We start from the raw sequence: 21,316 nt of genomic DNA, 5'->3' as shown, positions 1-21,316 counted from the left end.
AGTCTTCCTCCTTCGCTTATGCGTTGGCCGCGGCCAGAAAGGCCGGCGCCTCGCCACCACCGTGCAGCAACAAATGCGTGCCACTCGCGTACGCCGCCAAGGGCGAGGCAAGAAACACGCAGGCGTTGCCGATGTCTTCGGGTTCGGCCAGTCGCCCGGCCGGGATGGTCGCGGCGACGCTGGCAATGCCTTCGTCGTCGCCGTAATGCAGGTGCGATTGCTCGGTCTTCACGAGGCCCGGGCTCACCGCCATCACCCTCACCTTCGGCGCCCACTCGATCGCGAGCGACGACACCAGGCTCAGGACGCCGGCCTTGGCCGCGCCGTAGGCGGCGGTGCCCGGGCTTGGCCTATGCGCGCCGACGCTGGCGATGAAGAGCTGCACGCCGCCTTCGGGCTGCGTTTGCATCAGGCGGTTGGCCGCCTGCGCGACGATCAGGGGCGCGATCAGGTTCAGGCGGATGATGCTTTCGGAGAAGCGCGGCGACGCGGTCGCCGCATCGGCGTTCGGGCTGCCGCCGGCGTTGTTGACCAGCACGTCGAGGCGGCCGAAACGCGCGCCGATCTCGTCGACCATCACGCCGACCGCCTCGGCGTCGCGCACGTCGCAGGCGATGAAATGGCTGCGCTCGGGCAGCGCGTCGGGCGCGTTGCGAGCGCAGATGACGACGGTGGCACCGGCGTCGAGAAAGCGGCGGACGATTCCCCGTCCGACGCCGCGTGCGCCGCCGGTCACCAGCACGACGCGTCCGCTGTAGTCGATGGCCACGGACATGGCAGGCCTCCTGGGCAGTGGTTGACGCTTGCCAATCTAAAGGCGCGCGGCAAGCCAAGCTTCGTCTGTTCAGACGATGAGGCGGGTGGAGGGCGGCGCCAGAATCGGCGCATCAACTTCAATGCGGCATTTGCACGCACAACAGGGAGGCGGACGCCGTGGACGGGAACGAGATCCTGATCGAGACGAGGCCGGCCGGGGCGGTGGCGCAGCTTACGCTGAACCGGCCCGAGGCGACCAACGCCTTGAGCCTTCAATTGCAGCAGGCGCTGGCCGACGCGTTCGCGCGGCTCTCCGGCGACGACACGGTGCGCGCCATCGTGCTCACCGGCGGCGAGCGGGTGTTCGCCGCCGGCGGCGACATCAAGGGCATGGCCGGCTGCGGGCCGGTCGACATCTTGAGGCGCCACACCGAACGGCTATGGGCGCCGATCCAGCACTGCCCCAAACCTGTGATCGCCGCCGTCTGCGGCTACGCGTACGGCGGCGGCTGCGAGCTGGCCATGCACTGCGACATCCTCGTCGCCGGGCAAGGCGCGCGCTTTTCGCAGCCGGAGATCCGCATCGGCATCATGCCCGGCATCGGCGGCACGCAAAGGCTGGCGCGTGCGGTCGGCAAGAGCAACGCGATGAAGGTGCTGCTCACCGGCGCGCCGATCGGCGCCTTCGAGGCGCAGCGCATGGGTCTCGTCACCGACGTGGTGCCTGACGACCAGGTAATCGCGCACGCGCTGGAAATGGCCGCGACCATCGCCGCGATGCCGCCCTTGGCCGCCGAGGAGATCAAGCAATGCGTGCTGTTGGGGCTGGACGCGCCGCTGGAGACCGCGCTTGCGCTCGAGCGCAAGGCCAACCAGACGCTGTTCGCCTCGCTCGACCAGAAGGAAGGCATGCACGCGTTCATCGAGAAGCGCCGGCCCGTGTTCAACGGCCGCTAAGTAGAGGGAGAGAAAGATGACCGACTTCAAGTCGCAGGAATTCCGCCACGCGCTGGGCGCGTTCACCACCGGCGTCACCATCGTCACCACCCGCGACGCCGACGGCGAGGCGGTCGGCGTCACCGCCAACAGCTTCAACTCGGTGTCGCTCGACCCGCCGCTGGTGCTGTGGAGCATCGCCAAGACCGCGCGCAGCCTCGGGGCGTTCGCGCACAGCGGCCACTGGACCGTGCACGTGCTCTCTGCCGAGCAGGAGGCGCTGTCCGACCGTTTCGCGCGCCGCGGCGAGGACAAGTTCGCCGGCCTTGAAACGGAAACCGGCAGCAACGGCTGCCCGCTCTTGACCGGCTGCGCGGCGCGCTTCCAGTGCCGCACCAGCTTCGAGTACGACGGCGGCGACCACCTGATCCTGGTCGGCGAAGTGGTCGCGTTCGACCGAGAGGACAAGGCGCCGCTGGTCTTCCACGGCGGGCGCTACGCGCTGGCCACCCGCAAGGGTGGCGAGAGCCCGGCCGCAGACGAGCCGCACAGCTTCTCGGAAGACTTCCTGGGTTATCTGGTCGGCCGCGCGCACTACCAGTTCCTCGGCGCGCTGCGCGGCGAGCTGGAAGAACAGGGCCTGACCGACCCCGAATTCTTCGCGCTCTCGACGCTGCTGCAGCGCGGCGCGCAAAGCCAGGACGCACTGGACGAGCTGATGCGCCACAGCGGCTTCCTGCCGCAATTCGCGCCGCTCACCCGCCTGGCCGCACGCCACCTGCTCGAGGTGCAGACGGTCGACGGCGCACCGGGCTACGCGCTGACCGCGAGCGGGCGCGCCGTGGTGGTGCGGCTGGTGGCCGTGGCCAAGGCGCGCGAGGCGGACCTCGTCGAGAAGCTCGGCCAGTGGGACGCGCGCGTGCTGAAGAACCTCCTCAAGCAGATGATCGCGCTGACCGACAGCGGCGCGATCAAGGTGTGGCACCCGCAGGACGGGCGGGCGGCCTGAGCCGGCCTCCTCCCGGCATGGCGGGGCATGAACACCCCGGCGGGTAATATGGCGCGACCGCGCACGATGACACGCACGGCGTGCACTTGCAGGAAAGGGAAAGACAAATGGGTCTGAAAGGCCGGATTACGCTCGCGCTGATCGTCGTCAACGTGCTGTCCGTCGGTGCGCTGCTCGCGTATGGCCACTGGCAAAAACGCCAGGATGTGCTGCAGGAAGTCGACAATCGGCTGCAGGCCGTGGCGCGTGCCTACGGCGGCATGGTCCCGCCGCACGCGGCCAACCGGCTATTCGCCGGTCAGGCGCGTGGTTCGGAGTACCTCGACCTCGCCGCCACGCTCGGCGACTACGCGAAAAATAACGGCGCAAGCGGGCTGTTCGCGCTCGCCAGGCAAGACGGGCAGTGGCGCTACCTGATCGCCGACGCCAGCGAGGCGCAAATCACGGCCGGCAAGCATGTCGCACCGCTCGCGCCCTACCCGGGCGGCGGTGCACAAGCGGACCTCGCGCTCGCGCAAGGGCACGCGTTCGCCGAAAGCGGCGGGCAGCGCCAGCTGCTGCTGCGCGCGCAGGGCTTGCGCGGCGAGACCTACCTGGTCGGCGTCAACGCGCCGCTCGCGCCGGCGCAGGCGGCGATCGCGGCCAACCTTGCGCAGTCCGGCGTGATGGCAGCCGTCGTCATCCTGGTCGGGCTGGTCACCTCATGGCTGCTCGGCGCAAGGCTCAGCCGGCGCCTGGTGCGCATGCAGCGGCAGATCGAAGCGATGGCGGCCGAACGCAACCTGCTCGCCACCCTCGACGAGGGGCAAGACGAGGTCGGCGCGATCGGCCGCGCGATCAACTCGCTGACCGCGGCCCTGCGCGGCTCGCTCGCCAGTTCCGCGGACGCCGCGCGCGACGCGCTCTCGCGCAGCGAACGCTTCCACACCGACGCCAGCCACGCCAGCGACGCGCTGTTGCGCAGTGGCACCCGCCTGTCGGGGGTCAGTGCCGACACGCAGTCGATCAGTATCGCGGCGGCGTCCGCCGCCGAAGAGGCGCAGCAGGTCCACGACTCGATCGAGAACGCGCAGCGCACGCTGGGCGAGAGCATCGCGCAGCTGTTCGCGCTGGCGGACAACGTCAAGGACAGCAACGGCAAGACCGAGGCGCTTTGCAACCAACTCTCCTCGGTCAGCCGGCAGGTCGGCGGCATCGACACCGTGCTCGCCACCATCCGCGACATCGCCGACCAGACCAACCTGTTGGCGCTGAACGCCGCGATCGAGGCGGCGCGCGCCGGCGAGGCCGGCCGCGGCTTCGCGGTGGTCGCCGACGAGGTGCGCAAGCTCTCGCAGCAGACCGAAGCCGCACTGCAACGCAGCCGCAGCAGCATCGAAGCCATCCAGGGTGAGATCGGCGCGCTGGACACCGTGGTGCAGGGCACGCTCGCGCACAGCGTGCAGATTGCCGAGGAATCCGCCCGCGTCGCCGGCAGTGTCGCCAAGGGCAGCCAAGCGCTTGGCGAGTCGACCCGCGCGGTCGCCGTCACCCGGCAGCGCGCCGAGGAGATCCGCGGCGCGCTGTTGGCCACCAGCGGGGAACTGTCGGCGGTCAGCCGGGAGATCGACGGCACCATCGAGCTGGCCGGCGACATCGCCCGCGCCAGCGAAACCCTCAAATCGACGTCTCTTGAACTGGCAGGCGAAGTCGGCCAGTTCAAGGTCTGAGCACAGGCCCGCACCATGCATGCAAGCACCTCCCCCGCCCCGACCTGGCGCAGCCACTGGGCGCTCGCGCTCGCCGCGCTCGCCTACGTGTGCAACTACGTCGACCGCCTGCTGATGTCGATCCTGATCGAACCGGTGAAGGCCGAGTTCGGCGTGTCGGACACCGAGATCGGCCTGCTCTCCGGCCTGGTGTTCGGCCTGTTTTATTCGCTCTCCGGCCTGCCGCTGGGGCGGCTCGCCGACCGGGTCGGCCCGGTGCCGGTGATCGCCGGCAGCGCGATCGCCTTTAGCGGCATCACCATGCTGTGCGGGCTGGCCGGCAGCTTCGGCGCGCTGCTCGCGGCGCGCATCGGCGTCGCCATCGCCGAAGCGGGCGGCATGGCGCCGTCGGTCGCGCTGATCTCGCAGCTCTACCCGCCGCGCCAGCGCTCGCGCGCGCTGGCCGCCTTCATGATGGGGCCGAGCCTGGGTGCCATCGTCGGCCTCGCCGCCGGCGGCTGGGTCGCCCACCACTACGGCTGGCGCATGGCCTTCATCCTGATCGGCGCGCCCGGCGTGCTGATCGGCGCGCTGATGTGGCTGACCGTCAGGAACCGCAAGCCCGAGGAACAGGCCGCGGCACAGCAAGAGGGCTGGGGCGCGTCGCTTGCGGCCATCGTGCGCACCGCCGGCTTTCGCTGGATCCTCGCCAGCGTCGCGCTGGCGGCGATCAGCGGCTACGCGGTCGGCACCTGGAACCCGAGCTTTTTGATCCGCTCGCACGGCCTGACCATGCAGCAAGCCGGCCTGCTCGCCGGCCTGGGCGGCGGGCTGATGAGTTTCGCGGGCACCGTCGCCTGCGGCTGGGCGACCGACCGCCTGGTCCGCCACGACGCCGGCTGGCAGATCGGCACCGCGCTTGCGGGCACGGCGGCGAGCGTGCCGTTCGCGCTCGGCTACTTCCTGTGGCCGGCCGGCACGCTGGTCGAGCTCGGTTCGCTCGCCATCCCCGAGGCCTTCGTGCTCTATCTGGGCTTCGCCTTCTTCGGCGTGTGGTGGTCGGTGCCGTGCATCGGCGCGGTCAGCCACCTGTTCCCGGCCGGCCGCGTCGCCCAGGCGACCAGCGTGCTCGCCGGCGTGATGACGCTGTGCGGCATCGGCGCGGGGCCCCTGATCGCCGGCTCGCTATCCGACGCGTTTGCCGCCACGCAAGGCGACGAGGCGTTGCGCTACGCGCTGGCCAGCTCGGTCAGCCTGCTCGTGCTCACCTGCGGCACCCTCGCGCTTGCGCTGCCGCGCTACCGCCGCGCCCGCACCACCCTGCAAACCTCCCCGCAAGGATGCTGACATGCAGTTCACCTTCACCGAAGAACAGCGGATGATCCGCGACGCCGTCGCTGCCCTGCTCGCCGAACAATCTACCAGCGCACAGGTGCGCGCCGCGATGGCGAGCGCCACCGGCACCGACGATGCGCTGTGGCAGGCGCTCGCCGTCGACATGCAGGCGTGCGCGGTGCTGGTGCCCGAGCACCTCGGCGGCCTCGGCACTGGCTTTGTCGAGGCGGCGCTGATCGGCGAGCAGCTGGGCCGCCATGTCGCCTGCGTGCCCTACCACGCCACCGTCGGCCTGGCGGTCTCTACCCTGCTCGCCTGCGCCGACGACGCGCAGCAGGCGGCGTGGCTGCCCGGCATCGCCGAAGGCACCACCATCGCCAGCGTCGCCGGCCTTGGCGAGAACGAGCGCAAGTCCGCCGACGGCGCGCGCTTCCGCTCGCACGGCGACGGCTATCTGCTCTGCGGCCACTTCGCCGCCGTGCCGCACGCGCATGTCGCCGGCCTGCTGCTGGTTGCCGCGCAGGCAGAGACTGGAGACACCGCGCTGTTCGCGCTGCCGGCGGGAAGCCGGGGGCTCACCGTCCGCCACCGCCCGACCATGGACCAGACCCGCGCGCAGGCCGAAGTGCTGCTCAACGACGTGGCGCTGCCCGCCAGCGCGCGCCTCGCCCGCACCGACGAGAAGTCGCTCGCCACCGCGCGCGTCTGCGCGACGGTGCTGATCGCCGCCGAACTGCTGGGCGTCGCCGACGCGTCGCTCGCGATGGCGGTCGGGTATACCGGCGAGCGCCGCCAGTTCGGCCGCGCCATCGCCAGCTACCAGGCGATCAAGCACCGCGCGGCCGACATGCTGCTCAAGGCGGAACTGGCGCGCTCGGCCGTCTACTACGCCGCCTGCGTCGCCAGCGAAGCGCTGTTCGGCCGCGATGACGCCGCCCGCAAGGTCGCCGCAGAATTGCCGCAGGCCGCCAGCCTCGCCAAGACCTACGCGGGTGAAGCCGCGTTCTACAACGCGGGCTCTGCGCTGCAGCTGTTTGGCGGCGTCGGCTTCACCTGGGAGTACGACGTGCACCTCTATTTCAAGCGCGCGCAAGGCTGCAGCCACTTCCTGGGCAGCCCCGCGCTGCACCGCGAGCGCGTCGCCCGCGCCCTGCTCGACTGAACAAGGAATACCGCCATGAAAATCAGCTTCAGCCCAGAAGACGAAGCATTCCGCGAGGAGGCCGCGCGCTGGCTCGCCGACAACCTGACCGGAGAATTCGACAAGCTGCGCTTTCGCGGCGGCCCCGGCGACGAACACAGCTTCATCGACGAGCGCCGCGCTTGGGAAAAACGGCTGGCCGCAGGCGGCTGGGTCGGCGTCGGCTGGGCGAAGGAAGACGGCGGGCGCGGCGCGACCATCTCGCGCCAGGTGATCTTCGCCGAGGAATACGCGCGCGCCGGCGGCCCGGGCCGCCTGGGCCACATCGGCGAGGGGCTGGCCGGGCCGACCATCGCCGCCTTCGGCACCGCCGAGCAGAAGGCGCGCTACCTGCCGCCCATCCTCAGGGGCGAGGCGCTGTGGTGCCAGGGCTACTCCGAACCTGCCGCCGGCTCCGACCTCGCCGCGGTCGCCACCCGCGCGCGGCTGGGTAACGACGGACAGTGGCGCATCAGCGGGCAGAAGGTGTGGACCTCGCTCGCGCATCTGGCCGATTGGTGCTTCGTGCTGGCGCGCACCGACCCGGCTTCCAGCGGCCACCACGGCCTGGGTTTCTTCCTGGTGGCGATGGACCAGCCGGGGGTGACGGTGCGCCCGATCGAGCAGATCACCGGCAGCAGCGAATTCAACGAGGTGTTCTTCGACGAGGCGGTGGCCGCCGACCTGCTGGGCCAGCCCGGCGAGGGCTGGAAGATCGCGATGGCGCTGTTGGGCTTCGAGCGCGGGGTGTCCACGCTGGGCCAGCAAATGCAGTTTCGCGGGGAGCTCGACGAAATCATCCGCGTGGCGAAGGACAACGGCGCGGCGCAAGACCCGGATATCCGGTCCCGCATCGCCGAGGCGCAGATGGGGCTGACCGTGATGCGCTACAACGCGCTGCGCATGCTGGGCGGCGATGCGGAAGAGACGCGCGCGGCGCTGGTTTACAAGCTGCACTGGGCGAGCTGGCACCGCAACCTCGGCAAGCTGGCGATGGACGTGCTGGGCGAGGCGGCCGAGCTGTGCGACACCGCGCCGTACGGCCTCACCCGCTTGCAGTCGCTGTTCCTGTTCACCCGCGCCGACACCCTGTACGGCGGCAGCAACCAGATCCAGCGCAACCTGATCGCCGAACGCGGCTTGGGCATGCCAAAGGAGCCGAAGGGGCGCTGAGACATTCGCCGCCGGGAGGCGGCGAAGTTCTTTTGGGAGGCCAGCAACTGCTTGCCTCTGTCGTGCAGACAAAGCCCGATTTTGCGTGGTTGCAGACACCTGCCCATCCACTGCCAGATGGGCAAGCACTGGCCACCTCCGCCCCCATTTCGCGAGGGAGTCGATGAGGGTGAAAGCGCAAAAAGCAACGCACCCAATTGACATGCTGCAGCTCGGTACGTAGGCTATAAAATCGCATTCTCATCCGTAACGCCTCGCGTACATCCAGTGAACGTGGTGTGACAGTCTCATCTGGCTGTGCACTTTCAGGCATTGGCAACCCCAGTGGCTTGTAAAACAATGAGAAACCCACGCGTCATGCCGAGTTATGCACACAGACAAACAAAATATACACCTGCGCAGGTGTATATTTCACGTCAGCTTTCAGTAAAGGTTGCACATGGAATGGGTGGCAGTCGTACAACAACTGAATCGAGATCTCCTTGCAATTGAAATAGCGAGAAGTGGGCTTGCACTTCAACAAAGGGCGATACGTGCTATACCGTTAATTGATCAAGAAAGCAGCCTTCCTGTATCAAAAAGTGAATTCAAGGAACTGGGCTCTGCCAGCATCATTGCCGAACAAGTTAGTGCAGAGGCTTTAATTGGTCTTGTGGCAAATTCAATCGAAACATTTTCAATCCGAATACACCGCCACCTTTCCGTTGAGTGGGAGCCATTTACAAAGCCACGCAACGACCTTCGCTTTTTTGGTAGGCCGCGTCAATTTAGAGCACTGAATAATGTGTTCAAACATCAAGAGGGTTTCATAGAAGCTGCCTCATCTCGTTCTGCGCGCTTCTTGGTAGACGATGGCTATTTTCCAGATTGCACTTACCTTAAGCATTTGCCCGCATCTTCCATTGTTCCTGAATTCGAGCTCGCAGTTTTTGAAGCGTTCGCACACCTCTACGAAATCGCGCTATCGGTAGCGGGCATCCCTGTCCGTCATTCAGGCAAGTCGGGGCAAGATCTGATGCAGTCTTTGCGAGAGTTTGCGGTCTTCCCAATCATTGAGCCAACGCTATGGCGTTCGTGAAAGCCAACCTCTCGGTCAACTGGACCGCCCGCAAGCTACACATGCGGGTTCCCTTCACGCTTCGCGCTCCGGCGGCCGGTTACCTCAAATGTTATGTGTCCCCGTAGCCACGCGATAGTAAACCCATGAAGCACATCTTGATTTTAAAACCAGACACCCTGGTGAATTTACTCAACTTCGTTGGACTGCCCATAGCACTCATCTACGCAATTTGCATGTTTTTTTGGCCATGGATATCAGGCCACGGACACTGGGATTACGTGCAAGAAGTATGGGACAGGTGGCAGAGTTTGAATGTTGGCATACTGGCCTTCGCATCGAGTATCACGGCTTTCAATATTGCTAGGTACAACGCTGAAAAGCAGCGTGCGCGAGATTTTTTAGCAGCAAAAGCATTCCTACCTGCGGCTTTGAGTGAATTGGTTTCCTATTTCAAATCCAGCGCCACACTATTTAGCTTGGGCTGGAAAGCAACTCCTGAAAGTAAACCAAACTTTGTTGTTCCAGATTTGCCACGGGAATACAAAGCAGTTTTTGGTGAATGCATTCGACATGCGGAACCGGGCGTTGGCGACTATCTATCTAGAATTCTAGTGTCGCTGCAAATCCATGATTCCCGGATGAGAAGCTACGTCGAACAGCGCCGCGACGGTAACTATATAAATCCAGACAAATACAACTTAATCACATATTTTTATCGACTTGGCGAGCTACAGGCATTAGTTGGCAAATTGTTCGAGTTTGCACGAAACATGGATGAATTTGATTCATCACCACTGAACTGGGAAGACTTTCGCAATGCGTATGGAAATCTCAATATCTGGACCGATGAGATTGTGATTGACGAAAAGATGAATCTTGAAGCCTTTACAAAGCGAGCAATCGACAGAAATTAAAACCCGAACACATAATTCACGTTGGGTGCCATCAGGAAAGTAGGATGGCGGATTCAGCGAGCAAGTACAACGCCCTGGCCGGATTCAGCGATTAAGTGCAACAGGGATAGCACTGGGCGAATGGCGATGAAATTAGACAATCGTACTGAGTATCACCTTCGACAGCGGAATTTAGTTTGACGATCATCAGGAGATAGCTTGCCTATTGCAGACAGACTGTTTTTTCGCCGACTCGTACAGATCTTGGAAGCGAAGCGCAATAAGCATTTGAATGGACTGGTCCGGCAGCACTTCCCGAAAGGGAAGACCGATTTTACGAAAGTGACGCAAGCGGAGCTGGACGAAGTCGAGCGAATGTTGAATCATCGACCGAGAAAGAGGCTTGACTGGCATTCGCCAGCCAAGGCCTTCAACGGGGGCAAGCCCTTGAATTGAATGACTTGCAGAGCCTTGCACTTACTTTTTTAATCCGCCCACCTATTAAACACACTACAAATTAAACCTATCTTTCGTAGAAAAAATGAACAACAACACCCTCGAATCACTTAAATTTAATCAATGCAAAGGCAGTGAGAGATTCATTCACAATTGCAATGGAAACGAAAAATCCGTACTAGACTTTTGGAAATGGGCATACTCAAACCTTGCAGCAAATAATCTGCGTGGCCACTTGGCTGAGTTCATCGTAGCATCGGACCTTGATGTCACCCAACAACCTAGGATCGAATGGGACGACTACGACCTACTTACAAAAACTGGCAAACGAGTCGAGGTAAAATCTGCAGCATTCCTTCAATCATGGAATCAATCAAAATTATCTACCATCAAATTTAACATTTCGCCATCTCACCCATACAACAACAAAACCGGCACAAGGTCAGATCCAGTAGTAAGAAATTCAGACGTCTATGTTTTTTGCCTTCTAGCGCACAAAAACAAACAGACACTGAATCCCATCAATCTAGAGCAGTGGGATTTTTATGTACTCAGCACACAAACCATAAATCAGAGACTTGGCCCACAAAAAACAATCACACTTAACAGCTTGCTTAAATTAAAACCAGCAAAATGCAGTTATGGAGAAATCGAAAAAACCATCGACAACACACCACTTTCCAACTAGCATAGCAAATACTGACCAGAAACCAAATTCACCAATATAATTACTTTAAAAACACAGGAATCTGCACAATCGCTCGACAATGAAACACAGTCAGAAATGAGAACACAGACACTTTGCTATAGCATTGGCTGGGATGTCGGCGGGTGGCTTTGCAGCCGCAATCCGCGCAGCCGTGATGCTCTGGTTATTCTCGATGCCAGTGGTCGTCTTCTTGGAACGCCGTGGCGCGGCAACCTCAGTCAAAGTATTCAACGCGCCAACTGCACACACGAGTGGCTGGCCGCCTTGTTCGAACTATGTTGCTTGCCGCTGCCGACAACACCGTTGGCGGTAACACTGGCAATCGATACGCCTCTAGGTTTTTCCGACGCGCTGGTGCGGCTCTTAAACCGGCAAGGTGGTGCCTCGCAAGCAGACTTGCAAAATGGGGATGCCTACCTGTATCGCTACACTGAGCGCTACTTGAACGGGCGCGGCCTGCGCCCGTTATCAGCAGTAAAAGACATGATCGGTAGCCAAGCTAGTAAAGGCATGCACACTGTGGCCTGCTTCGCGCCTCAACTTCTGGACTGCGGGGTGTGGAGCGATGGTGTTATGCTGACTGCGATAGAGGCCTACCCCGCAGCCTGCCGCAACTCGGCCATTATGGACCGATTGTTATCACCTTTCAGAAACACCGCTCAAGAAGATTCTGAGGAATGCTGGCTTCCCGAACTGGGTCATGAAGACCTGCAAGATGCGCTACGCTGCGCACTGGTCGGCCACCTATTCACGAACCACCCTGAAAGTCTGGCAGCCCCCCCTGCAGAAGTCAGCCCCAACGAAGGCTGGATCTGGGCACCAGAAGATGGATTGTTGTAGCAGCCTGCGTCCTTTTATCTTTGGATGTCCTAAACAAGAAGGAACATTCCAACCATCCACCAATCCGCATCCAACACAAAAGCCGCCCTCAGGCGGCTTTTGTGTTGGGCGGCAACGCGCCAACAACCCTCAATCCGGAAACGCCACCGTCACCGCGTCGGTTTCGGCCACCGCCTGGCAGGCCAGCGTCCAGCCTTCGGCAAGATCCGCCTCGTCGAGCGCGGTGTTGGCGTGCAGCCTGACGCTTCCCTCGTTCACCTTGCACATGCACGACGCGCAGCCGCCGACGCGGCAGGAATGCGGCGCGCGCAGGCCGGCGCGGTCCATCGCGGCGAGCAGGAATTCGCCGCTGTTCGCTTCGATGCGGTGCGTCTCGCCGTCGAGCAGCACGGTAAGCGCCACGGCGCGGGCGTCGCCCGTGTCTTCCGGCGCGGCGGCGACTTCGTCCTCACCCGGCAGCGAGACGAAGCGCTCGACGTGCACGCGCTCGCGCGCGGCGCCAAGCTGGGCCATTGCCGCCTCGGCCGCGTCCATGAAGGGGCCCGGCCCGCAGATGAAGGTTTCGGCGTGCGCGAAGGCGCGAGCCAGCGCGGCGAGCTGCGCGGCGCTGGGCACGCCCTGCACACTGTCCAGCCAGTGCACGACGGTGAGCCGGTCCGGGTAGTCGGCGGCGAGGCTTTTGAGGGCGTCGCGGAAGATCACCGAGCGTTCGTCGCGATTCGCATACACCATCAGCACCCTGCCCTGGCCGCTGGCGAGCGCGCTGCGGGCGATCGAGAACACCGGGGTGACGCCGCTGCCGCCGGCGAACAGCAGGAAGTCGCCGTCGTAGCTTTTTGCCGTGAACACGCCGGCCGGCGCCAGCACCTCCAGCGTGTCGCCGGCCTTCACCTGATCGCACAGCCAGTTGGATGCGCGCCCGTCGGCCACCCGCTTGACGGTGACGCGCGGCGCGTCGTCGAGTTTGGGCGCCGAGGCGAGCGAGTAGCAGCGCGGCAAGGCGCCGGCTGCGTGCGGCACGCGCAGGGTGAGGAACTGGCCGCTCTTGTAGGCGAAGGTTTCGGCCAGCGCAGGCGGCACGTCGAACACCAGCGACTTGCTGTCGTGGGTCTCGTCGATCACCCGCGCGACGGTCAGGGTGTGGTAGTGGCTCATCGGGTTTCCCTCTCGTTTTTGTAATGGCGGCGCCTACAGGCTCATCAACAGCTGGCCGCTGTCGACGCGCACCTCGCTGCCGCTGATCGCCCGCGCCTCGTCGGAGGCGAGGAACAGCACCACATTGGCGACATCGCGCGGCAGGCACATGCGCGCCAGCGGGTCGTGGTCGATGGTGAAGCGGCTCATGTCGACGCCCTTGGGGTAGAGGTCGGCGGTGAGCGGGGTGAGGATGCCGTCCGGGTGCACCGAGTTGCAGCGGATGCGGTAGCGCTGCTTGCGGCAGTGCACGGCGACCGAGCGGGTCAGCGCGGCGACCGCGCCCTTGCTCGCGCTGTACGCGGCGAAGCTGTCCATGCCGCCCAGCGCTGCCACCGACGACATGTTGATGATGGCGCCGCCCCTCTCCTTCAGCGCTTCCACGCCGAACTTGCAGCCAAGAAAATAGCCATCGGCGTTCACGCGCATCACCTTCTGCCACGCGTCCAGGCTGCAGTCCTCGATGCTGGCCGGCGGGCAGATCGCCGCGTTGTTGACCAGCACGTCAAGCTTGCCGAAGCGGCTGAGCGCCTTGTCCATCACCGTGCGCCACGCGGCCTCGTCGGCGATGTCGTGTTGCAGGAACAGCGCGGCGTCACCGATCTCGCGCGCCAGCGCCTCGCCCGCTTCGACGTTGACGTCGGTAATCACCACGCGCGCGCCCTCCAGGGCGAACAGAAGCGCGTCCTCGCGACCGACGCCGCTGGCGCCGCCGGTAATCAGCGCGACCTTGCCGGCCACGCGGCCCTGCTTATTGCCTTCAGTCATGCGGTCAACTCCTTGCTTGTTGCCGGCTGGGCCGACGCGACGGCGTGGCGTGCGGCGCGGCGGCCGCTGAACACGCAGTCGGCCAGCGACAGCCCGGACAGATAGATGTTGGAGGGGATACCAGCCGCGGCGCGCCCGGCGGCATAGAGCCCCTTGATCGGCGTGCCGTTGCCGCGCAGCACTTCGCCGGTGGTTTCGCTAACCGTCAGGCCGCCCAGCGTGATCGACGAGAGCGGGAAAAACTTGAAGTGCGGCGACAAATCCAGCGCGTACCACGGCCCGCGCGTCAGCTCGCGGCGCATGGCGGCGGACTTGCCGACCTCGTCCTCGCACTCGCCGCGCGCGGCGCGGTTGTTTGCCTCTATCGTTGCCGTGAGCAGCGCCGCGTCCATGCCCAGCTTGCGCGCGAGGCCATTGAGGGTGAACGCGCGCGTGCAGCCCAAAAGCATGCCCGCCAGCGCCGGCCACTTCTGGAAGCCCCACAATTCCTTGCCGAAGCACTCGCGGATCGCCTGAGCGCGCAGGCGGCTGTCGAGCAGCAGCCAGGCGCGGCCGCCCTGCTCCTCGATGATCGCGTTGCCCAGCGTCGAGCCGTACACCTCCTCGTTGCAGAAGCGCTGCCCCCGGCGGTTGACAGCGACGCCCATCGGCCACGCGTAAGGCGGCGAGATGAAGCGCCACGCCGACACCTTTTCCATGCGCGCGGTCGCCCCGCCCGCTGCCTGCCCCAGGCGGATGCCCGAGCCATCGCAACCGGTGCTGCCGTTGCGCCAGTTGGCGAGGTATTTCGGCGCGTGCGCTTCGAGCATCTGCCGGTTGAACATGAAGCCGCCGCTGGCGAGCACCACGCCGCTTCTTGCGCGCACGCGAACGGGGCGCGCGTGCGCAAGTTCGATCTGCAGCGTCTCGTGCCTGAGCGACTCGGCAAGATTCGGGTTGAACGGGTACTTGAGGTTGGCCTCGCGGTGCGCCGCGGTGTGCCGCTGCGCGGCCGCCGAGCCTTCCGGCAGCCGCCACACCTCGGCGCCGACCACGCGGCCCGCACGGTCGGTGTAGAGGCGGCGCACCGCGGCCTGCTTCCACACTGCCGCGCCGTGCGCGCGCACGCTCTTTTTCAGCGCCGCGTACAGGGTGGCGCCGCTTTGCCCGGCCGATACCGTGCGGTGGCCACGCATCGCGCTGGGGTGGCGCCCTGCACGCGCGGGCACCGTCTCGTTGCCCGAGTAATAGAGGAACACGCCGTCCGGCGGGTACGAGGTCTTGCGGGCCGGCGTAGTCGACGCGAAGCGCGCGCCGTGCGTCTCCAGCCATTCGAGGTTGGCGGCGCTCTCTTCGCAAAAGCGCGCAAGCGTAGCAGGAGAGACCGCGTCGCCGACTTCCTGGCTCAGGTACTCGAACATCGCCTCCGGCGTGTCGCTAATGCCCGCCTCGCGCTGCTGGGCGGTGCCGCCGCCGGCGTACACCACGCCGCCGGAGAGCTGGCTCGCCCCGCCGCCTTCAAAGCGGTCGACCACCAGCACGTCGCTCCCCGCCTCGCGCGCCTGCAAGGCCGCGCACGCGCCGGCGGCGCCAAAACCGGCGACCAGCACGTCGGTCGCCTCGTCCCACGGGTAGCCGTCGACGTCGTCTATCACCTCGGGCGGGTAGACTTCGCCGCTGGATGCCTGGTGGCGGACCGTCCAGTGTTTGCTCAGCATGCGACCCCCGCCGGCGCAGACACTGCTGCCACGGCCGCCGCCTGCCCTGCCGGGCGGGCCAGATGCCTGGCGGCGCGGTAGCCGAAGGTCAGCGCGGGGCCGAGCGTCGAGCCGGCACCCGGGTACGACGGGCCCATCACCGACGCCGAGGTGTTGCCGATCGCGTAGAGGCCGGCGATCGGCGCGCCGCGCTCGTCCAGCACCTGCGCGTCTTCGTTGGTCGAGAGGCCGCCCTTGGTGCCGATGTCGCCGGCGTCGAGCCGCATCGCGTAGAACGGCCCCTTGGCGATCGGCGCGAGGCAGGGGTTGGGTTTGACGCTGGCGTCGCTGTAGTAGCGGTCGAACACGTTGCCGCCCTTGCCGTAGTCGCGGTCGGTGCCGCTGGCGGCGTCCTCGTTGACGCGCGCCACCGTCGCGGCGAGGCCGGCCGCGTTAACACCGATCTCTTTGGCCAGGCCTTCCAGCGTGTCGGCCTTCCAGTACACCACGCCCTGCCAGCTCTTGCGGTCCGGCGCGACCTGGCCGGGCATCAGCGGGCCCATCGGGTACTTGTGGCGGAAGTCGGCGTCGAACACCAGCCACGCCGGCACGCACTTACCGTTCTCGCGGTGGCGCGCGTACATCGCGGTGACGAATTCCAGGTAAGGCTTGGCCTCGTTGACGAAGCGGCGTCCGTCGCCGTCGACCGCGATGCAGCCGGGCAGGCTGCGCTCGGCAAACAGGCCGGTCTGCGCGGCCTGCTTGGGCACGTGTATGGTCGGCGCCCACCACGCCCACTGCATCAGGTCGGTCGCGGCGCCCAGCGCCTGTGCGGCGAGCAAGGCGTCGCCGGTGTTGTTGGGCGGGGTCACCCCCCACGCGGCCTGGTTCGGCGCGGGCAGGTACTGGTCACGCAGGGCCTGGTTGCGCTCGAAGCCGCCGGCGGCGAGCACCACGCCACGCCGCGCACGCAGTTCGATACGCTCGCCCTTGTGCGCGGCAACCACCCCGCACACCCGCCCGCCTTCAAACAGCAGCGATTCGAGCGCCGTCTCCAGATAGAGCGGAACCTGGCGGGTGAGCAAGCCGTGGCGGAGGCCGGCCACCAGTGCGTTGCCCAGCGCCAGGCGACGGTCGGTGCGCCGGCCCAGCTTCTTGCGTGCCCGAAAATCCAGCGCGAAGCGCAGCATCAGCTTGGCGAACAGCAACTTCCAGCCCTTTTCCTTGGCGAGCATGCGGTGCGCGTCGCGCGCGGTCATCGAGACCTTGCCCATCAACAGGGTCGAGCCGGACGGCTCGCGCAGGCGGGCGAGTTCCTCGCCGAGCAGGCCGCCGTCGAACACTTCCGGGTCCATGGTGCGCCCGCCCTCGCGCGCGCCGACCAGCTGCGGGTAGTAGTCGGGGTAGCGGTGGCACGCCGCGTAGCGCAAGCGCGTCGCCTGTTGCAGGTACTCGACCATCTCGTGCGCGGTGTCCACATACGCGACGAGCCGCGCGTCGGCGACCTGGCCTTGCGCGGCGGCGCGTACATAAGCCAGCACCGCCTCGCGGTCGTCCTTGATCTGCTTGTTCAGCGGGATCCAGATGCCGCCGCCGGAAACGGCCGAGGTGCCGCCGTAGCGGTCACTCTTCTCGATCAGCGCGACCGACAAGCCCTCGTCGTGCGCACGCAGCGCGGCCATCATCGCGCCGGCGCCCGAGCCGACCACGACGACGTCGAATTCCTGTTTCATGTTTGCCTCCTGGCGTGGCCCCCGCAGCCCTGCGGGGGCGGTTGGGGACGCTTACAGGAACGGGTCCGGCGTGACCTCGCCCTTGAGCAAGGTGGCAGCCATGCCGCGGCCGAACATGTCGGTGTTGTTCGCGACGTGCGCGCGGCCGGTCATCATGTCGAGGAAGATGCGGGTCAGCGGGTTCTTGCGGTAGGTGCCGCTGCCGCCGCAGCAGCGCAGCAGCTGGTTGGTCAGCTCGCCCGCCTGGTAGGCGGTGCGGGTGACCTGGTAGCGCCACTGCATGCGGGTGTTCGGCTCGGGCAGCGCGCCCGTCTCGGCGGCGGCGTAGATGCGGCGGTAGTGCTCGAGGCGCAGCGTGCGCATTTCATCAAAGCCGTTGAGCGCCTGTGCGAAGGCGATCTGCGCGTTCGGGTCCTCGATGGCGCGGTTGCCCATGTTCTTGCCGACCAGCGGGGTGACGAAGCCCTGGAACGCGTCGCACGCGGCCTTGAGCGCGCCAATGCACGAGTTGGACACCGCCGGGATGAACATCTGCGCGAACGGGATGCGATAGAGCGGCGCGGTATTGAGCGCGCGGCCCGGGTGCGAGGCCTCGTCGTGGCAGTTGGTCGCGTGGGTGCGGTGCACCGGCACGAAGGCGTCCTCGACCACGATGTCGTGGCTGCCGGTGCCCCTCAGGCCGATCACGTCCCAGTTGCGCTCGATGCGGTAGTCGGACTTGGGCAACAGGAAGGTACGGTAGGTGTCGCCCTTGCCTTCGGTCGGCTTCAGGTTGCCGCCGAGGAACACCCAGTCGCAGTTCTCGCAGCCGGTCGAGAAGCTCCAGCGGCCGCTGATGCGGTAGCCACCTTCGACCTCGGTCACCCTGGCCACCGGCATATAGGTCGACGCGACCAGCGTCGAGTCGTCTTCGCCCCACACGTCGCGCTGCGCCTCGTCCGGAAACAGGCCAAGCTGCCACGGGTGCACACCGACCACGCCGTACATCCACGCGGTCGACATGCAGCCCTCGGCCAGCGTCATCTGCACCTCGGCGAACACCGCCGGCGGCAGCTCGTAACCGCCGTAGCGCTTGGGCTGCAGGATGCGGAAGAAGCCCGCCTCCTGCATGTCGGCGATGGTCTCGGCGGGGATCTTCAGCTCGCGCTCGGCGCGCTCGGCGCGCTCCTTGAGCGCCGGCACCAGCGCACGAGCGCGGCGGATCAGTTCTTCTGCGGTGATTTGCGTCATGGCGTTCTCTCCTGGCTTGGCAAGCCCTTGTCGGCTGTAGGCCATCGTTCCACCACGGCGCAAGCGCGGAATCGTCTGATTGGATTAGGGCTACGGCAGGCAGGATCGTCCCGATGGACGTCGACAGCGCGGACGGGCGCCGCTTCAATCGGCGGCAGACCCCGAGCAAGGAGAAACGCATGTTCAAGCTGACAGGACGCGCCGCCATCGTCACCGGCGCGGGCGGCGGCATCGGCCAGGGCATCGCCCACGCGCTGGCCGACGCCGGCGCGACGGTGTTCGTCGCCGAAATCGACCGCGACGCCGGAGCCGCCTGCGCCGAGGCAATCCGCGCGGCCGGCCACCGCGCGCACTTCGTGCACACCGACGTCACCAGCCGCGCCTCGCTCGAGGCGCTGGTCGATACTGCGGTGCGCGAAGCCGGCCGGCTCGACATCCTCGTCAACAATGCCTGGCGCGGGCGCGGCCTTGCCCGCGTCGAGGCGCTGGACGACGACGCGCTGGAAGGCGGCTTCACCATGGCCGTGCTCGCCGCGCAGCGCCTGATGCGCGCGGCCTTCCCCCACCTGAAAGCCGGCGGCTGCGGCCGGGTGATCAGCCTGTGTTCGCTCAACGGCGTCAACGCCCACCTCTACAGCGCCGACTACAACGCGGCCAAGGAGGCGCTGCGCGCGCTCACCCGCAGTGCGGCACGCGAGTGGGCCGAATATGGCATCTGCTGCAACGTGATCTGCCCGGGTGCGGCCAGCGAAGCCTACCGCCGCTTTGCCGAAACCAACCCCGACAACGCCGCACGCATCGCCCAGGCCAACCCGATGGGCCGCGTCGGCGACCCGCTCGCCGACATCGCCCCGGTCGCGGTGTTCCTGGCCGGCGACGCCAGCCGCTACCTGACCGGCAACACCCTGTTCGTCGACGGCGGCGCCCATATCAACGGCGTGGCGTGGGCACCGGCGCGCCCGGCGTAGGCCGGCTACGCCAATCGGACGATTCGCCGCTGCCGACCCGCCGCGACACTCAGAACCGTCCCATAGCGCGCGGAACCACCATGAACGACAACTCCTCCCCGATCCCGGTCGGCCGCTTCGTCACGCTGGATGACGGCCTGAAGATCCATTGCCTCGAATACGGCCAGGGCGAGCCGGTGCTGTGGCTGCACGGCAGCGGCCCCGGCGCCAGCGGCTACAGCAACTTCAAGGGCAACGCGCCGGCGTTTGCCGACGCCGGCTACCGCAACCTGGTGATCGACCTGCCCGGCTTCGGCCTGTCCGACAAGCCCGACACCGTAGCCTACGACCTCGACTTCTTCGTCGGCCGCGTCAAGGCGCTGATCGACGCGCTCGACATCCAGCGCTGCGCCATCGTCGGCAACTCGCTGGGCGGCGCGATCGCGCTGGGCCTCGCGCTCGCCCACCCCGAGCGGGTGCGTGCGCTGGTGCTGATGGCGCCGGGCGGCGTCGAGGAGCGCGAGACCTACTTCACGATGCCGGGCATCGTGCGCATGGTCGAAACCTTCGCCAAGGGGCCGATGGGGCCTGAAGAAATGCGCCACGTGATGCAGTTGCAGCTGTTTGACCCGTCGCTGCTGACCGACGAGTTGATCGCCGAGCGCGCCGCGATCGCACCCTCGCAGCCGAAGAACCTGTTCTCGACCATGCGCGTGCCGAACATGACTGCGCGCCTGAAGGAGCTGGCCTGCCCGGTATTCGGCTTCTGGGGGCAGGACGACCACTTCAATCCGGTCTCGGGGGTGATGAAGTTCCTCGAACACACGCCGAACGTGCGCTTCACCGTGCTCAACCGCTGCGGCCACTGGGTGCAGGTCGAGCACGAGGCGCTGTTCAACCGCCAGTGCGTCGACTTCCTGAAGGAGCTTGCATGAGCCACGCCCTCACCGACGAGCTCGCCCGCGAGCTCTACGCCGCCTTGCAGGGCGCGCGCACCCTGCCGCCGCTCAAGGGCCGCCATCCTGACCTGACCATCGACGACGCCTACCGCATTTCGCTCGCCATGCTGCGCATGCGCGAAGCCGACGGCGAGCGCGTGATCGGCAAGAAGATCGGCGTCACCTCGCGCCCGGTGCAGGAGATGCTCGGCGTGCACCAGCCGGACTTCGGCTTTTTGACCGACCGCATGCACGTCGACAACGGCAGCACGGTGAGCCTCAAGGCCGCCGGCCTGATCCAGCCGCGCGCTGAGGGCGAGATCGCCTTCATGCTCAAGGAAGACCTGCAAGGCCCCGGCGTCTCCTTCGAAGACGTGCTCGCCGCGACCGCCTGGGTCGCGCCCTGCTTCGAGATCGTCGACTCGCGCATCGCCAACTGGCAGATCGCGATCGAGGACACCGTCGCCGACAACGCCAGCTGCGGCGTGTTCGTGATCGGTGACACCCACACACCGGTGGCCGGGCTGGATCTCGCCATGCTGCGCATGGATATCGAAAAGAACGGCGAGCACATTGCCAGCGGCTACGGCAGCGCGGTGCAGGGCCACCCGGCCGAAGCCGTCGCCTGGCTTGCCAACACGCTGGGTGGCTTCGGCATCCCGTTCAAGGCGGGCGAAGTGATCCTGTCCGGCTCGCTCGCGCCCCTGCTGCCGATCCGGGCCGGCGACCGTTACACCATGCAGATCGACAGGCTCGGCGGCGCCTCGATCGCGTTTACCGAATGAACCAGGAGGA

19 protein-coding genes are annotated in these 21,316 nt (G+C 65.9%); 13 read left to right on the top strand and 6 right to left on the bottom strand.

What is annotated here, in order from left to right; genetic code table 11:
* Nucleotides 1-16: 16 nt before the first annotated feature.
* Nucleotides 17-775 carry an SDR family oxidoreductase gene (locus tag GZH52_RS07945; RefSeq protein ID WP_163315945.1) on the bottom strand — a complete coding sequence of 253 codons (759 nt, stop codon included), beginning with the start codon at nt 773-775 and terminating at the stop codon, nt 17-19.
* Between the two features lie 158 nt (nt 776-933).
* Between GZH52_RS07945 and GZH52_RS07940 the strand changes: the two genes are divergently transcribed.
* The 10 genes from GZH52_RS07940 to GZH52_RS07895 all read left to right on the top strand — a co-directional run bounded on the left by GZH52_RS07940 (nt 934) and on the right by GZH52_RS07895 (nt 12,035).
* Nucleotides 934-1,713: an enoyl-CoA hydratase-related protein gene (locus tag GZH52_RS07940; RefSeq protein WP_163315944.1), complete on the top strand. Its 780-nt coding sequence runs from the start codon at nt 934-936 to the stop codon at nt 1,711-1,713.
* 16 nt (nt 1,714-1,729) lie between these two features.
* On the top strand, nt 1,730-2,701 hold the full coding sequence (locus tag GZH52_RS07935) for a flavin reductase family protein (protein ID WP_163315943.1): 972 nt from the start codon (nt 1,730-1,732) through the stop codon (nt 2,699-2,701).
* 107 nt (nt 2,702-2,808) lie between these two features.
* On the top strand, nt 2,809-4,410 hold the full coding sequence (locus GZH52_RS07930; RefSeq protein WP_163315942.1) for a methyl-accepting chemotaxis protein: 1,602 nt from the start codon (nt 2,809-2,811) through the stop codon (nt 4,408-4,410).
* 15 nt (nt 4,411-4,425) lie between these two features.
* The gene (locus GZH52_RS07925; protein ID WP_163315941.1) at nt 4,426-5,736 is read left to right on the top strand and encodes an MFS transporter; all 1,311 of its coding nucleotides are present in this window, start codon (nt 4,426-4,428) and stop codon (nt 5,734-5,736) included.
* 1 nt (nt 5,737) lies between these two features.
* Nucleotides 5,738-6,886, top strand: coding sequence for an acyl-CoA dehydrogenase family protein (locus GZH52_RS07920; RefSeq protein ID WP_163315940.1), 1,149 nt, complete (start codon nt 5,738-5,740; stop codon nt 6,884-6,886).
* A 15-nt stretch (nt 6,887-6,901) separates the two neighbouring features.
* Nucleotides 6,902-8,077, top strand: a complete 1,176-nt coding sequence (locus GZH52_RS07915; protein WP_163315939.1) for an acyl-CoA dehydrogenase family protein — start codon at nt 6,902-6,904, stop codon at nt 8,075-8,077.
* A gap of 439 nt (nt 8,078-8,516) precedes the next feature.
* Nucleotides 8,517-9,155, top strand: coding sequence for a hypothetical protein (locus tag GZH52_RS07910; RefSeq protein ID WP_163315938.1), 639 nt, complete (start codon nt 8,517-8,519; stop codon nt 9,153-9,155).
* 125 nt (nt 9,156-9,280) lie between these two features.
* Entirely contained in the window at nt 9,281-10,051 is a 771-nt protein-coding gene (locus GZH52_RS07905) for a hypothetical protein (RefSeq protein ID WP_163315937.1), read from the top strand.
* A gap of 520 nt (nt 10,052-10,571) precedes the next feature.
* The gene (locus GZH52_RS07900; RefSeq protein ID WP_163315936.1) at nt 10,572-11,174 is read left to right on the top strand and encodes a hypothetical protein; all 603 of its coding nucleotides are present in this window, start codon (nt 10,572-10,574) and stop codon (nt 11,172-11,174) included.
* Nucleotides 11,175-11,270: 96 nt separating this feature from the next.
* On the top strand, nt 11,271-12,035 hold the full coding sequence (locus GZH52_RS07895) for a hypothetical protein (RefSeq protein ID WP_163315935.1): 765 nt from the start codon (nt 11,271-11,273) through the stop codon (nt 12,033-12,035).
* Between the two features lie 129 nt (nt 12,036-12,164).
* Here GZH52_RS07895 and GZH52_RS07890 read toward each other — a convergent pair whose 3' ends face one another.
* The 5 genes from GZH52_RS07890 to GZH52_RS07870 are packed head-to-tail and all read right to left on the bottom strand — an operon-like array spanning nt 12,165 to nt 18,636.
* Entirely contained in the window at nt 12,165-13,190 is a 1,026-nt protein-coding gene (locus tag GZH52_RS07890; protein WP_163315934.1) for a ferredoxin--NADP reductase, read from the bottom strand.
* A 33-nt stretch (nt 13,191-13,223) separates the two neighbouring features.
* Entirely contained in the window at nt 13,224-13,997 is a 774-nt protein-coding gene (locus tag GZH52_RS07885) for a glucose 1-dehydrogenase (RefSeq protein WP_163315933.1), read from the bottom strand.
* Nucleotides 13,994-15,694: an FAD-binding protein gene (locus GZH52_RS07880; RefSeq protein WP_163315932.1), complete on the bottom strand. Its 1,701-nt coding sequence runs from the start codon at nt 15,692-15,694 to the stop codon at nt 13,994-13,996. Before GZH52_RS07880 ends, GZH52_RS07885 begins: the two co-directional genes overlap by 4 nt.
* Nucleotides 15,688-17,406, bottom strand: coding sequence for an FAD-dependent oxidoreductase (locus tag GZH52_RS07875; protein WP_163315931.1), 1,719 nt, complete (start codon nt 17,404-17,406; stop codon nt 15,688-15,690). Before GZH52_RS07875 ends, GZH52_RS07880 begins: the two co-directional genes overlap by 7 nt.
* 51 nt (nt 17,407-17,457) lie before the next feature.
* Nucleotides 17,458-18,636 carry an acyl-CoA dehydrogenase family protein gene (locus GZH52_RS07870; RefSeq protein WP_163315930.1) on the bottom strand — a complete coding sequence of 393 codons (1,179 nt, stop codon included), beginning with the start codon at nt 18,634-18,636 and terminating at the stop codon, nt 17,458-17,460.
* Between the two features lie 179 nt (nt 18,637-18,815).
* Between GZH52_RS07870 and GZH52_RS07865 the strand changes: the two genes are divergently transcribed.
* The 3 genes from GZH52_RS07865 to GZH52_RS07855 all read left to right on the top strand — a co-directional run bounded on the left by GZH52_RS07865 (nt 18,816) and on the right by GZH52_RS07855 (nt 21,306).
* Nucleotides 18,816-19,604, top strand: coding sequence for an SDR family NAD(P)-dependent oxidoreductase (locus GZH52_RS07865; RefSeq protein ID WP_163315929.1), 789 nt, complete (start codon nt 18,816-18,818; stop codon nt 19,602-19,604).
* An 80-nt stretch (nt 19,605-19,684) separates the two neighbouring features.
* Nucleotides 19,685-20,518, top strand: coding sequence for an alpha/beta fold hydrolase (locus tag GZH52_RS07860; protein WP_163315928.1), 834 nt, complete (start codon nt 19,685-19,687; stop codon nt 20,516-20,518).
* A complete protein-coding gene (locus tag GZH52_RS07855) occupies nt 20,515-21,306 on the top strand; it encodes a fumarylacetoacetate hydrolase family protein (RefSeq protein ID WP_163315927.1) in 792 nt (263 codons plus the stop codon). Before GZH52_RS07860 ends, GZH52_RS07855 begins: the two co-directional genes overlap by 4 nt.
* Nucleotides 21,307-21,316 lie beyond the last annotated feature (10 nt).

This window comes from Crenobacter caeni, from assembly GCF_010435965.1.
Lineage (GTDB): Bacteria > Pseudomonadota > Gammaproteobacteria > Burkholderiales > Chromobacteriaceae > Craterilacuibacter > Craterilacuibacter caeni.
The sequence above is the reverse complement of the archived record's forward strand: the minus strand, read 5'-3'. Positions and strand labels throughout refer to the sequence as shown.